Source organism: Lentilitoribacter sp. EG35 (assembly GCF_040784015.1).
Classification (GTDB): Bacteria; Pseudomonadota; Alphaproteobacteria; order Rhizobiales; family Rhizobiaceae; genus Lentilitoribacter.
Window position 1 is genome coordinate 13,859 of record NZ_JBFNGQ010000009.1, and the last position, 13,271, is coordinate 27,129.

A 13,271-nucleotide genomic window follows, 5' to 3' on the forward strand; every position below is an offset into this window, starting at 1 on the left:
TAGCTATATGACAATGATAATGTGCAGAGAGTCGCTTTGTCCGCATACCAGCCCTTAGGGTGACATTTCGCACTAATCCGTAAACTACCTCATTGTCAACGGATCTCGTCTGACCAGTGGGGATAGAACTTTCATCAACGACAGTATATATTTAGCTCCAACCTGTAGGACACTGCCGATAGCGCCGGTCCCGAAATACTGCGGATGCTTCAGAGCCACACATTTGGGGAAAACATGAACCGATTTATCGGAGCAACCGAACATTTAATCTCATCAGATCTCGGATTGGACTGTCCGCGTCAGATGCAGTTAATTTGAGAATCTTTGACTATAAATTCTTAAATTAACTGCCAATACAAACATAAACTGCCGCATTCTTACAATTAAGTGCCAAGCGACACACAATTATCCGGCGAGCGTAGCAAATTGTTGGAATGCAGATTTGCTGGTTATACCGAATTGGCGTTTGCGACTCTGCCAGTCATCATCCATGATTTCTTCTAGGTCTCGATAGGAAACAGAATAACAGGCATAGAAGAATACTGCATATAGGATGACGTCTTTAAGGTACTGGCTTCCTCTAAAGTCGAGCAGTAAGAATTTCAATTTGAATAGACGATGAATCAAAGCTCGATTACAAAATCAAAATGAACTGACCGCAAACTTTGCAACACTACTTCCGATAGTCATTGGACAAACCTGTCAATACAGCGTTTTTTGGGTAGTGTAATGAGTATGAATATCATGCATCTTTTTGATTTACCAAACTGATGGAGATAAAAATGTTGATAATTTCATACGCAAATGACATACAACCCACCTCCCATATTTTTAATCAGATGTATACTCTAAGAGCTAGACAGTTTTCTCAACGGCGCGGCTGGCGGGTTGATGTTTCGAATGGTATGGAAATTGATCGATTTGATAAGTTAAATCCCTTATACATTTGCGTTGCAGATAACGCCGGGCAATTATTAGCGTCGTTGCGCTTACTCCCAACGACTGGTCCCCATATGCTAGCAGATACATTTCCTGAAGTTATGGGTGAAGCTGTTATCATCAGACATCCACTCATTTGGGAAAGTTCACGATTTTGCGTGGACACAGAAGCATCTCGGCAGTTTGGACCAGATGGAATTAACATAGTAACAAGACAACTCCTTTCGGGCCTTTTCCAATCAGCACATGAGGAAGGTATCAAGAGTATTATATCCGTCTATGACATATTTGTTGAACGAATTCTGAAACGATCTGGTTGTTCATTTAGCCGCCTTGGGCCAGTCGTTTCCTATGACAACAATCTAAAAACGGTATGCGGATTATTTGAAGTTTCAGAAAATATTTTTCCTATTGCATCTGAAAATATCGCGGAATCCAAGGAACAAATTGTCGCCTAGTTACGCATCTTATCTAGGGACTGTCGTTTCAATAGAGTTTTATAAGAAACAAAATCAACTATTCCAGCAACGTTTCCAACAATAAACGCCAATGCAAGGAACGAACTTTTTGTAGTATTGACTGTTTTTAATTCGATAAGTATCTCTATACTAATTCATGCAAAATGTTTGCAATAACCCTGATAAGAGATTGTTACATGACCAATAATCTTTCGGAAATGGCACGGGCGACAGCTTGCGTCTTCGTGGCAACGCCCAGTTTAATATTTGCATTCGATATGTAGAAGGATATCGTTTTATCTGACAGATTTAGAATTTTTGCTGTTTCCCAAGCTGTTTTCCCTTTTGCTGCCCACCTCAATACATCCTGCTCCCGTCGGGTTAATCGTATTTGTTTATTTTGGCACTGTGAATTTTTCTGTTTCAGAACAATATTGTGGAAGAGATGCGCCCAATAAGTCAAATCAGATAGAATTTCATTTTTTTGCTGTTGCCACTTGTGTCCTTGTTCTGCTGAATTGACTGAAAATAAGGAACTATCACCACGCAATCCTCGCACCGATACCGTTAGCCCTGATTTTCCTACACCCATCTCTTCAGCTTCACCAAAAAACGTCATAAGTTCAGGGCTGCTCTCAGTCACTTCAGACCAATCCAAAGGTAACAATGATCGAGAACCCTCTAATACAATAGGGTCTATATATTTGTAGTTCTTATCGGAATATCGACTGATCCAATCATTCGGATAGGTTGTAATTACTACATTATCATTAGGTTTATTTCTGGTAATACCAGAACCAAAAAATGTAGCATTTGACCAACCGAAAAAATTACACATTTCAGTTAATCCATAGACAAGATCAGAATTTTTGCTACTTTGAATGCAGCGTTCAAAAATTGACGACGTAGTATGAGAAAATGCCATAATATTTAACCGTGCTTACTATCCAATTGGACTTGATGGGCCTTAACTAAAATAAATTAGCCCGTGGAATATGTCAGGCATATGGCTGTATTGTGTATTTTTGCACACGTATTATTACACTACGATGGTCCTGATCTAAATCAAGCTATAGTAGCAACGAATTACCTATCATTTTAAGAATAGACCAAAATTGAAATGTTATTTATGTATCATCGCCATAGTGCCTTTTGGCGAGGCAATAAAATAGATCACTGTGCATAAACATAAGATAACTGAAAAAATAGGCTCAGTAGTAACACTAAAAAGAATACCACCGAGCCCAAATTGCTATCGAGAGTCTTGGTGCTTCTTGACTTATAACCCAGCCATAAGCATGTATTTGAGTTCGGTAAATTCATCCATTCCGTGTGATGATCCCTCGCGACCTATGCCAGATTCTTTAACACCCCCAAATGGAGCTACTTCGGTTGAAAGCATGCCACTATTTACGGCAACCATTCCATATTCAAGCTGCTCAGCCACGTTCCAAACGCGCCCAACATCACGGGAATAGAAGTAAGCTGCCAAGCCAAATTCCGTATCATTTGCCATGGCAATAACTTCATCATCAGTTTTAAATCGAAAAAGTGGTGCTACTGGACCAAATGTCTCTTCTTTTGCAATAGCCATAGATTGGGTCACATCGCGTAACACAGTTGGTTGAAAGAACGTTTGTCCCATTTCATGCCGCTGTCCGCCTTCAACGATCAAGGCACCTTTAGAGACTGCATCTGTAATATGCTCTTCCACCTTTTGTACAGCGCCTTCTGAGATCAAAGGACCTTGTGTTGTTGCGCCATCTTGACCATTACCAACCTTTAAATCACGCACAGCAACTGCAAGTTTTTCAGCAAAAGCATCATAGACAGCATCGTGAACATAAATGCGATTGGCACAAACACATGTTTGTCCGGCATTGCGGAACTTAGATGCCATTGCGCCAATGACGGCAGCATCCAGATCGGCATCGTCAAAGACAATAAAGGGTGCATTACCCCCAAGTTCCAGACCAAGCTTCTTCACAGTTGATGCGCATTGCTGCATGAGTAGTTTACCGACAGGTGTGGATCCGGTGAATGTCAGTGCTCGAACATCTGGACTATCGCAAAGGGCCTTGCCAATTTGCTTTGCATCACCAGTGATCACATTCAATACGCCTGCAGGCAGACCTGCATCTTGACCCAGTTTTGCTAGAGCAAAAGCTGTTAGCGGCGTTTCCATGGCAGGTTTAACAACACATGTGCAACCAGCTGCTAAAGCAGGCCCAACTTTCCGTGTGATCATAGCGGCTGGAAAATTCCATGGTGTAATAGCAGCAACAACACCCACAGGCTGACGCGCAACGATGATACGCCCGTCTTTGATATGGGACGGTATTGTCTCACCATTTATACGCTTTGCCTCCTCACCATAAAACTCGATAAAAGAAGCTGCATAAAGGATCTCGCCTTTAGCCTCCGCTAAAGGCTTGCCTTGTTCAGAGGTTAAAATATGCGCGAGCTCATCTGCATGTTCAACGAGCAAATCATACCAGCGTCGCAATATTATAGACCGTTCTTTGGCGAGTGTTTTTGACCATGATCCTAAAGCGGCTTTCGCAACACCTATAGCTTCATTCGTTTCCTCAAAACCAAAATTTGGAACTTTTGCTAGTTCTTTACCTGTTGCAGGGTTAGTAACAGCAATAATTCCGTCTCCAACCCAAGTATCCTTCACAAAACACTGGGATTTAAAGTATTCAGTCATTTTTATCTCACTTATTCGCATTTCGAAAAGACATTTCATTAATTACGATCATTAGAACGGCCGAAACTATTCCTAAATGGACTTCACAATTCAGGAACCCTTTGTCCGTCTCACATCTTCTAATGTATTTTCCATCATCGTTAATGGTGGATAGGCAGCAGGATCTGTGATGATATCTAAGAGAACAGGACCATCTGATTGAATTGCCTTTTTAAGTATTTTAGGCAAGTCCTCCGGCTCTAAAACTGTATAAGCCTCGCAACCACAAGCCTTCGCAATTTGCGCATGATCAACAGGGTTAAAATAACAAGCTCCTGTATGGCGCCCGAATTTCACATCTTCGGCATCTTTTTGATATCCTAAAGTTCCATTATTTAGAACAATCATTACAACTGAAATTTTCTCACGAACTGCCGTTTCTAACTCTGACCAAACATGCCCAAATCCTCCGTCACCAGCAAAACAAATCACAGTTTTCATTGGGTCAGCCAATTTGGCGCCTAATGCCATAGGAAAACCCCAACCAAGGCCGGCAAGACCACGTGGCGTTATAAACCGCATCCCCGACTTAAGAGAAGGCAGGTAGGAATTAACCCAAACAGAGGAATAGCTTGCATCAGCTACGATAGTCATATCCTCTGTTAGAATATTTTTTACTTCCGCGAGAATTCGTTCAGGTCGTATAGGCGTCTCATTATTATCGCAAGCGGGGGCTGCTTCAGCGCTTTGTTTCTCGCGTGCGGCTGCAATATCCCTGATGAGTTTCATTTTCGCACTCACACGTGCTTGCAGGTCAATTATTTTAAATTCTTCAATGAGGTTCGAAAGTGTTAGTTTTGCATCACCAATGAGACGTAATGCCGGATAATTCCTACCGATTTCGCAACCGTCCACATCAATATGGATAATCTTCGCTGTTTTGGGATAAAGTGACCAACTATCTGTTCCATTCTGATTGGTCCGTGTGCCGACCAACAGGATAACATCTGCTGTATCGATCAGATGCTTTAAATGTTTGCCTGTTGATTTTGAACCCATGATGTTACCGATCAGACCCATCGAGAGTGGGTGCTCGTCATCAACGCACCCCTTCCCCATCATGGTGGTTCCAACGGGAAGAGCGCCAATATCTTGAAGTTGGGCTAGCTCGACACAAGCTCCGGCGCTATGTACGCCACCACCAGCAATAACAACAGGGTTTTTCGCATTTGCCAAGAGATTAGCAGCTGTTCTAACATTCGCGGGGTCCGCTGAAGAACGATCCAAAGGCCAATATCCTAAACCGTACACATCACCTGTATCCGAAAATTCAACTTCCTCCAACAATACATCTGCTGGCAGCATTAACGCTACAGGGCCAGGTCGACCCGTGGTTGCAGCTGTTATGGCTTGCCGTAAATAATCATCAATTCGATTGGAATCATTTACAATACGAGCCCATTTTGTACAAGAAGCGAACAATGTGATGTGGTCAATTTCTTGAAATGCGTTCTTATCAGTTTGGTTGCGTGGGACCTCTTGAACCAATGCTAAAACAGGTACACTCACTTTCATAGCTTCCGCTAGGGGCGGCACAAAAAGTGTTGCTGCTGGCCCGTTTTGCGCACAAACAACACCTAATTTTCCAGATATACGAGAATATGCATCTGCCATCGTGCCGGCAGCGTTTTCTGTGCGATAGGTAATTTGCCGAATACCAGCATCTTCAGATGCAAGAACCAAAGCACTGGGGAGGCTTTGGCTAAACATCTCGGTGACACCATATATCTTTAATAATTCAGCTAAACGTTTCGCAACAGTCATGGTTCGTGTTTTCGTCATCTTATATCCATATTTCTTGGCTCTCTGAGAGCTATTCAAAGTTAATACTTTAAGAAGGCATCATCCGTTTTTACGGCTATCTTTTATTAGGGGCTGATGTACTCGGCGCCGGTTACATCAATAGTTGCGCCATTTATGAATCTGGCTTCTTTTGAGCAAAGGAATGCAACTATGCCAGCAAGATCTTCTGGCTCACCAATACGACCTGCTGGAATATTCATAGCAGCAGCAAGATTTTGAGGAGAGTTTATTCCCCCTGTCATTTCTGTCGCGATGTTTCCTGGAGCAACCGTATTTGCTGTAATTCCAAAAACTGCATATTCTGATGCAACCGATCGAGCCAAACCACCTAGGCCAGCCTTTGAAGCGACATAGGCACATCCGGCAAATCGAGGAAGAGCTCTGGAGGCGACAGAGCCAATCATAACGATGCGGCCGAATTTTTTCTCCATCATTGAAGGCAAAACATGCTGTAGACATATGAGCGCCGATATTAGATTTACATCGAAAACATCCTGCCAATTTTCTATCGATGTTTCATGCAATGGTATGCGTTTTCCATCTAACTTTGGTGAAATTCCTGCACTATTCACCAATCCACCAACAGGCCCAAACTGGTTGTTAAATTCTTTAACGAAGGATCCGATTTGCTCATGGGCCCTCAAATCCACCCGTCGTGCAAGAAAAACATCTTCCGAAAATCCATGATTTTGCGCTGTTTTAACAGCTGCTTTGACCCGCTCTTCTGAACTGCCAAAAAAACCAACATTGTATTCATCTTGGAGTAACCGCAGAACAATCGCCAGCCCAATTCCAGTTGTTCCACCCGTTACGATTATGTTATTTTCAATGGCTTTATTTGCCATACCTATTACCTTTGTATGTTCATTCTCTCTGCCAGAGAGGCAGACAGGCGATTTGAAAAATCGGGAATTTCACGAAGCACTTGTTCAAAACGCTCCAGTAAATTTTCTATGTTATTAAATGTCATGGCAGTTGAGCAGCATCCTGAAGTATCCGACGGAAGCACAATTCCATAAATAAGCATACGTTGGCTTATTTCATTATGAAGATTTTCTGCTAACGGAGGTGCAAAAGCTTCGCGGCTTGTTTTTGGTGGAGACGGTAACAAATGATACCGGAACATCGATCCTTCACCGCTGGTGCATAAAGTTAAATTAAGGCGCAGCGCAATATCCTGAATTCCGGAACGAATCCTATCGCCAAGAGCGGTCAAATGCTCAAATGACTCTCGTGTTAAATGTTTCATTGAGGCTAATCCTGCCACCATAGATAACGGATTGGCTGCAAATGTTCCTCCGTGGGGGACCAATGGTCGGCCCTTTGAGGAGTCAAAAACTGACATCACCTGAAGGGATCCACCTACAGCGCCAATCGGTAATCCACCTCCAATAATTTTACCAAAGGTGATTAGATCAGGGCGAAAGGAAAAAGCTGCGGAAATGCCTTCATATCCGAGACGAAAATTCAACACTTCATCTGAAATCAACACAATATTGTTGGCCCTCGCAACATCGTTTAACATTTTCAAGTATTCAGGATCGAGACTTATTAAACCCGCGCGACTAGGCATCACGTCAATTAGAATACATGCCAGCTCATCAGCATTTTCCAAAATAAGTTCCAACGATGTATCAATGTCATTAAATGGCAATACGACTGTTTCATCGAGAACTGAATCCGGCACACCTTGGTAGAATGGAGTTGATGCTGGTCGATGACCGCCCCAATTATTTGGCGTACTCGCCTCACTTACCTCAGCCCAGTCATAGGCTCCGTGGTAAGCTCCTTCTAACTTTGCTATTTTACTACGGCCAGTGAAAGCCCGCGCCGCTTTAATTGCAAACATGACGGCTTCTGTTCCTGAGTTTGTAAAGCGAATTTTCTCAACAGCAGGAACACGTTCAACCATTAGCTCCGCTAACTCAATTTCCGTCACTGTCGGATTAGCATAACAACTTCCATGCTCCAGCTGAGCCTTGATAGCATCGGAAACAGGCGGAAATGCGTGCCCATGAATTAGAACTGTATAGTTACTCACAAAATCGAGATATTTGTTTCCATCAACATCAAACATGTAGGCGCCTTCACCGCGTTCCATATAGATTGGGATGGGCGTTCGTTTAACGGTTACTCTCGTGGTTCCACCGGGTAACACATGCTGCGCACGACAGTACAATTTGTCAGATTCATCGATAGAAAGTTTATTCTCTGATCGTTTTGAAACCTTTCCGACATCTTCATTTGCGGGCTCTATAAGTGTTAAATTGTCGTCAGTCAGTTGCATGACATATCTCCAAACGTGCAATCTACTCAAATAGAATTTACAATATAATATTTGATATATCAACTGAAAAAGATATAATTTCCCAACTCACCTAAAATACCTTTATTCCATAGATTGAATAAGATCTTTAAGTCGCTGAAATCCAAACTCAAGATCTGCGCAAATCGCATCACTTACTTGTTTAGGGTTGTTGTTCTTCAATCCCTCAATCATTGTTCTATGATATCCAATCGGATCTTCTGGAAGTGAATCGGGCGTTAGAAGGAAGTTAAAACTGGGGCCTACTTGAAGCCACAAGCTTTCAATAATCGCAATCAACCGCGGCATGTTACAAGCTTTATAAATTAAAAAATGAAACTGTTCATTTAGCTCAAGTGAGGCTTGATAACTATCGAGCTTGCGAAGCGTTTCAAGTTCATCCTGCGTTTCTTCGAGTTTAAAAATCAAGCTGCGGGTCATATTAGGGGTCGCAATTTCTGCAGCCATAACTTCAACGTTAATCCGGATTTTATAGATTTCAGATAACGACTGGAGTGAAAGTTGCGGGACTATGATAGTTTTTGGCCCTACCAACTCTAATGCCCCTTCGGAGATCAGACGACCAATTGCCTCTCTGGCAGGGGTGAAACTAACCTGAGCAGAATCAGCGACAGAACGCGCCGAAATTTTTTCCCCCGGTCTTACTGCTCCGGTCATAATTGCAGACCGCAATCTATCATAAGTATCTTCGGCAAGCGTTTTATGCCGAGGTACTGGTGCTAATCCCTTAATGCTCATCAATCATCTGTCTATATCTGAATTTATTCATTCATTTTTCACAGATACCACGGACCGATGCAAGGTAAAACATAACATATCACCCAACATAATTAAAAGTGTCTGTTGATAGTCAACAAAATGACCCCGGACAAGACGGGGTCATCTAAATTCCACGAACCGATTATGTAGACTAAATTATTTGGCCATTCCCAAATTAGCGAGGTCATCACCCATTTCTGAATAACCTTCATGAACTAGCTTTTGATAATCCGCACCGGAGAAGTATGCCGGCTCCAAACCGATTTTTTCCAATGTTGCTTGGAATTCAGCGTCATCAAAAGCCGCTTTCATAGCAGCTTCCAATGCGGCCACCTCTGAATCACCGGTTTTTGCTGGAACTCCAAGACCTGCATAGCTTTCCGTTGCTGTATCAAATCCCAATTCTTTTAATGTACTAATATCAGGCAAACCTGGTAGACGTACATTACTGGCAGATGCCAAGGCTCTTAGTTGCCCTGCTTCTACAAATGGCACGATATCACTCACATTGCCGATCATAATGTCAACTTGGTCACTAAGTACTGCCGTTGTTGTTTCCTTGCCGGATTTATAACGAATTAGCTTAAACTTAATACCCGCGACATCTCCTAATCGGCTCATTGCAACTGCCCCAATTGAGCTTGCACCGGCATACTTGATTTCAACGCCATTCTTTCCCGCATCAACGATATCCTGAATCGATTGATAAGGTGAATCAGCAGACACAGCAATACCGTAAGTGTATCGTACATAGCCGCCTAAATACCGAAATGAATCAACGTTATAAGGAACATCCCTCATATGTGGAGTTACCGCAAGAGGCGAGAAACTTGTAACACCAATCGTATAACCATCTGGCTCGGTAAAAGCTACGAATGTCGGCCCTACAGTACCGGACCCACCACTACGGTTAACAACCTTAGTGGACTGTCCCAAACTTTCCTCCATGGCAGCAGCTAAAGCACGTGTGGATAGATCAGTGCCACCACCAGCACCATAGTTTACTATAACGGTAATTTCTTTTTCCGGAAAAGTATCAGATTTTGCAGGTAGTGAAAAAATAGTTGCAGCAACGATAGCGGCCATTATTCTTGACTTCATAACATCCTCCCTTGTTTTGATGTATAATCTTTGATATATCAAAACAAGGGAGAGAGCAAGCCACCATCAGCATGCTTCACAGATTTTATTGCCCAATACCTAAACTGATGATGACCCATAACAAAAACCTTGCAACGGGGGGCGTTCAATTGGAAGACAGAGATTACAAATCTAATTTTTGCGGAAGGGTTGTTATGATTACGGGAGCTTGGGGCGGCCTTGGACGAAACCTTGTCAAAGCCTTTCAGCAAGCTGGCGCATACCTGGTAACGGTCGACCACGGCAGTGCTTCAGCTGGTGCATCTGCATTTCCAGCAACAGGTGCGCCCTCCGAAAAGATCTCAAATTTTGAAGCAAACCTAAGTTGTCCAGGAGAGATCTATGCACTATTTGAAAAAATTTGGCGTGATGTTGAAAAAGTTGATATTCTTATCAATAATGCAGGAATATCGCCCAAAATTAATGGTAAATCATTGCCTATTGATGAATTATCTCTAGACGTTTGGAATAATGTGCTATCTGTCAACTTGACAGCACCATTTTTAACTTCAAAATTAGTTTTACCTCAAATGAAAATTGCAAAGTGGGGACGTATTATAAACATGTCATCTGTTGCGGGACGAACAATGTCCACTGTAGCAGGTTCTCCTTACGCCGCATCCAAAGCAGGCTTAATAGGCTTTACAAGGCAACTTGCCAGCGAGGTTGGCAAATTTGGAATAACGGCCAACTGTATTGCACCTGGGCGAATTATAACTCCCATGATCAACACAATGGCACCCAGCGTGAACCAAGAATATCTCAGCAGAATTCCTGTTAATCGTCTTGGCATCCCATCAGATATTACTAATACCGCATTGTTTCTGGCTAGTCAGCATTCTAGCTTTCTCACAGGCACCACAATTGATGTCAACGGCGGCAGCTTTATGAATTAGATGAAAGGCAAAGCCTTTCAATCAGTGCTCCTTGTGAAGGGTATGTAAAATTATTAGTAGTCACAGCGGCATAATTTTCTGATCAAAACTGGAAAAATGTTGGCAGTGTGACATCCAAAACAAAATCAAGAAAAAAGTAGATACATAAAGGGCAAATTGCTCCAAGTATCCAAGGTACACACCCCCGCTCCCCACATACGTAGGAGAGTGAAACAATTAAGAAAAAGCTTGCTGCCAAAAACCCAACAGTTGCAAAAATCAAATATCCCAAACCAATAATACCAATTGCAACAAGACCTTTTTTATTAAACCAAGCAGCTATTTCCGTATCAGAATCAGGCGAGTCCATCTCTCCCGTAAAGGCAATTATTAACCATGCTATAGAAGATAATATCCACACATACATTATGCCTCGCGGATAGTCGTCAGAAGCGGAATCCCCCTCCAACCCATCTGGAATTTGATCAGGAAACACAATAGTTACAATGTAAATTCCTAAAAGCAGTAGGACAGTCGAACTAATAATATTTTTTGTTCTATCTATATTTTTAAGCATTTTTTTCTCCATGAACTTCCCTTCGGGTCACCTTCTTACTATTGCGTAATTTGATGAAAACCGTCGCAACAGATGCTATTGAAATCAACCAAAGTACATTACCAAGATTACTGGAGAGGAACGTAGAATAAGCGCCGTCTGACAATTGAAGAGATCGACGGAAGTTATCCTCAAGTAAAGCCGCCAAGATAAAGCCTATCAAAAAACTAGTTTTTGGTATTTCTAACTTAGCCATCAGATATCCTATGACAGCAAAGACAAGTGCCAAACCTACATCAAACACACTCTGCTGGAAAGAATATGCACCCACGAGCGACATAAGAAGCACCACAGGGAACAACAAACCTACCCTAATTTTAGCAGCTCTTACAAATACTGGTATCAAACTCCAACCTATCACTAGCAAAGCAACATTGGCGAGAAGCAACCCAACATAAATGCCATACACGACATCAGGCGCTTCCTGAAAAATGAGAGGGCCCGGTGTCAGACCGTGAATGAGAAACGCGCCCACCAATATTGCCGCCTCAGTATCTCCGGGGATACCCAGCCCCAACAAAGGAATAAGGTTAGCTCCGCTGACGGCATTATTCCCTGATTCCGCGCCTGCTATACCCTCAACTGACCCTTTGCCAAATAACTTTGGTTTTTTTGCAAACCGCCATGCGTTATCATAACCAAGGAATGCCCCTAAGGTTGGCCCAAGCCCCGGAATAATACCTATAACGGTACCAATAATAGAGCCTCCCACAACAGGACGTACCATAAGCTTGGCATCCGCCTTGGTTATACGGCTGTCATCTGATGTTGACGCATTTGGTAAATGTGGCGCGGACAAATTTTTACTTTGTTCAATTTGAACAACTAGTTCAGAAATAATTAGTAAACCGATCAACATAGGGAGTAAGTGAATTCCCCCATAAAATTCGATAACACCGAATGTAAGTCGTGGTAATCCACTTGTTGGATCTAACCCTACCAATGAGACAGCTAAACCCGCAGATGCCGCAAAAATACCTTTCATCAATGATTTTCCGGACGCCGATCCGATAATGGTTAACGCCAGAATAGCTATGATCGTATATTCAACAGCACCAAATTGTAGAGCAACTTTGGCCAATTGAGCGGCGACAAGTATTAGCACGATGTCGCTGAATGTATCTCCAATGACCGAAGCTACCAATGACACTTTAAGAGCTTTAAGACCCTTGCCCTGTTTGGCAAGCGCATAGCCATCGGCTACAGTTGCTGAAGCCGCTGATGTACCTGGAGCCTTCAGCAGAATCGCAGCGACAGACCCCCCATATATTCCCCCTTTATATGCACCCATCATCATAAGAAGTGCGGGAACAGGCCCCATCGAGAGTGTAAATGGAATAATCAATGCAATTCCCATCGTTGCTGAAAGACCCGGTATTGCACCCAAGATCATGCCGACACCCACGCCCGCAAACAGCAAGAGTAAATGATCAAGCGTAAATATATCGGCAAGCGCCAATAAAATAAATTCCATCATTCCAATTCCCCTCCCGGAATTAGTTAATTGCTGAACATTGTCAGCAAATCCTCAAGGCGAATAGCCCCCATACACCTTACTAATCTAATTTATACAATATCATCTATGATATATCAACTTGCAAAATGC

The 13,271-nt window shown here is 42.7% G+C and carries 11 protein-coding genes and 1 pseudogene; 2 read left to right on the plus strand and 10 right to left on the minus strand.

What is annotated here, in order from left to right; genetic code table 11:
* Positions 1-489: 489 nt before the first annotated feature.
* Positions 490-594, minus strand: a pseudogene (locus AB2J24_RS14895) (IS6 family transposase); the annotation flags it as partial.
* Positions 595-782: 188 nt separating this feature from the next.
* On the opposite strand from AB2J24_RS14895, the gene AB2J24_RS14900 reads away from it, so the two are divergent.
* Positions 783-1,397, plus strand: a complete 615-nt coding sequence (locus AB2J24_RS14900; RefSeq protein ID WP_367386026.1) for an acyl-homoserine-lactone synthase — start codon at positions 783-785, stop codon at positions 1,395-1,397.
* Between the two features lie 193 nt (positions 1,398-1,590).
* On the opposite strand, the gene AB2J24_RS14905 is transcribed toward AB2J24_RS14900, so the two are convergent.
* The 7 genes from AB2J24_RS14905 to AB2J24_RS14935 all read right to left on the minus strand — a co-directional run bounded on the left by AB2J24_RS14905 (position 1,591) and on the right by AB2J24_RS14935 (position 10,135).
* Positions 1,591-2,322, minus strand: coding sequence for a LuxR family transcriptional regulator (locus AB2J24_RS14905; protein ID WP_367386027.1), 732 nt, complete (start codon positions 2,320-2,322; stop codon positions 1,591-1,593).
* A gap of 354 nt (positions 2,323-2,676) precedes the next feature.
* Positions 2,677-4,107, minus strand: a complete 1,431-nt coding sequence (locus tag AB2J24_RS14910; RefSeq protein ID WP_367386028.1) for an NAD-dependent succinate-semialdehyde dehydrogenase — start codon at positions 4,105-4,107, stop codon at positions 2,677-2,679.
* Between the two features lie 90 nt (positions 4,108-4,197).
* Positions 4,198-5,928, minus strand: coding sequence for an acetolactate synthase catalytic subunit (locus tag AB2J24_RS14915; RefSeq protein ID WP_367386029.1), 1,731 nt, complete (start codon positions 5,926-5,928; stop codon positions 4,198-4,200).
* An 86-nt stretch (positions 5,929-6,014) separates the two neighbouring features.
* Positions 6,015-6,794 (minus strand): SDR family NAD(P)-dependent oxidoreductase, encoded by a 780-nt coding sequence (locus AB2J24_RS14920; protein ID WP_367386030.1) that lies wholly within the window; start codon positions 6,792-6,794, stop codon positions 6,015-6,017.
* A 5-nt stretch (positions 6,795-6,799) separates the two neighbouring features.
* A complete protein-coding gene (locus AB2J24_RS14925; protein ID WP_367386031.1) occupies positions 6,800-8,236 on the minus strand; it encodes an aspartate aminotransferase family protein in 1,437 nt (478 codons plus the stop codon).
* Positions 8,237-8,338: 102 nt separating this feature from the next.
* Positions 8,339-9,013 (minus strand): GntR family transcriptional regulator, encoded by a 675-nt coding sequence (locus tag AB2J24_RS14930; protein ID WP_367386032.1) that lies wholly within the window; start codon positions 9,011-9,013, stop codon positions 8,339-8,341.
* A 177-nt stretch (positions 9,014-9,190) separates the two neighbouring features.
* Entirely contained in the window at positions 9,191-10,135 is a 945-nt protein-coding gene (locus AB2J24_RS14935; RefSeq protein WP_367386033.1) for a Bug family tripartite tricarboxylate transporter substrate binding protein, read from the minus strand.
* A gap of 194 nt (positions 10,136-10,329) precedes the next feature.
* On the opposite strand from AB2J24_RS14935, the gene AB2J24_RS14940 reads away from it, so the two are divergent.
* Positions 10,330-11,070: an SDR family oxidoreductase gene (locus AB2J24_RS14940; RefSeq protein WP_367386034.1), complete on the plus strand. Its 741-nt coding sequence runs from the start codon at positions 10,330-10,332 to the stop codon at positions 11,068-11,070.
* A gap of 82 nt (positions 11,071-11,152) precedes the next feature.
* Here AB2J24_RS14940 and AB2J24_RS14945 read toward each other — a convergent pair whose 3' ends face one another.
* Positions 11,153-11,638 carry a tripartite tricarboxylate transporter TctB family protein gene (locus tag AB2J24_RS14945; RefSeq protein ID WP_367386035.1) on the minus strand — a complete coding sequence of 162 codons (486 nt, stop codon included), beginning with the start codon at positions 11,636-11,638 and terminating at the stop codon, positions 11,153-11,155.
* On the minus strand, positions 11,619-13,142 hold the full coding sequence (locus AB2J24_RS14950) for a tripartite tricarboxylate transporter permease (RefSeq protein ID WP_367386036.1): 1,524 nt from the start codon (positions 13,140-13,142) through the stop codon (positions 11,619-11,621). The genes AB2J24_RS14945 and AB2J24_RS14950 overlap by 20 nt, the downstream gene beginning before the upstream one ends.
* Between the last annotated feature and the right edge of the window lie 129 nt (positions 13,143-13,271).

Excerpts from the sequence above, each read along its gene's own strand:
- AB2J24_RS14900 (WP_367386026.1), top strand. The coding sequence starts at position 783 with ATGTTGATAATTTCATACGCAAATGACATACAACCCACCTCCCATATT.
- AB2J24_RS14905 (WP_367386027.1), bottom strand. The coding sequence starts at position 2,322 with ATGGCATTTTCTCATACTACGTCGTCAATTTTTGAACGCTGCATTCAA.
- AB2J24_RS14910 (WP_367386028.1), bottom strand. The coding sequence starts at position 4,107 with ATGACTGAATACTTTAAATCCCAGTGTTTTGTGAAGGATACTTGGGTT.
- AB2J24_RS14915 (WP_367386029.1), bottom strand. The coding sequence starts at position 5,928 with ATGACGAAAACACGAACCATGACTGTTGCGAAACGTTTAGCTGAATTA.
- AB2J24_RS14920 (WP_367386030.1), bottom strand. The coding sequence starts at position 6,794 with ATGGCAAATAAAGCCATTGAAAATAACATAATCGTAACGGGTGGAACA.
- AB2J24_RS14925 (WP_367386031.1), bottom strand. The coding sequence starts at position 8,236 with ATGCAACTGACTGACGACAATTTAACACTTATAGAGCCCGCAAATGAA.
- AB2J24_RS14930 (WP_367386032.1), bottom strand. The coding sequence starts at position 9,013 with ATGAGCATTAAGGGATTAGCACCAGTACCTCGGCATAAAACGCTTGCC.
- AB2J24_RS14935 (WP_367386033.1), bottom strand. The coding sequence starts at position 10,135 with ATGAAGTCAAGAATAATGGCCGCTATCGTTGCTGCAACTATTTTTTCA.
- AB2J24_RS14940 (WP_367386034.1), top strand. The coding sequence starts at position 10,330 with ATGATTACGGGAGCTTGGGGCGGCCTTGGACGAAACCTTGTCAAAGCC.
- AB2J24_RS14945 (WP_367386035.1), bottom strand. The coding sequence starts at position 11,638 with ATGGAGAAAAAAATGCTTAAAAATATAGATAGAACAAAAAATATTATT.
- AB2J24_RS14950 (WP_367386036.1), bottom strand. The coding sequence starts at position 13,142 with ATGATGGAATTTATTTTATTGGCGCTTGCCGATATATTTACGCTTGAT.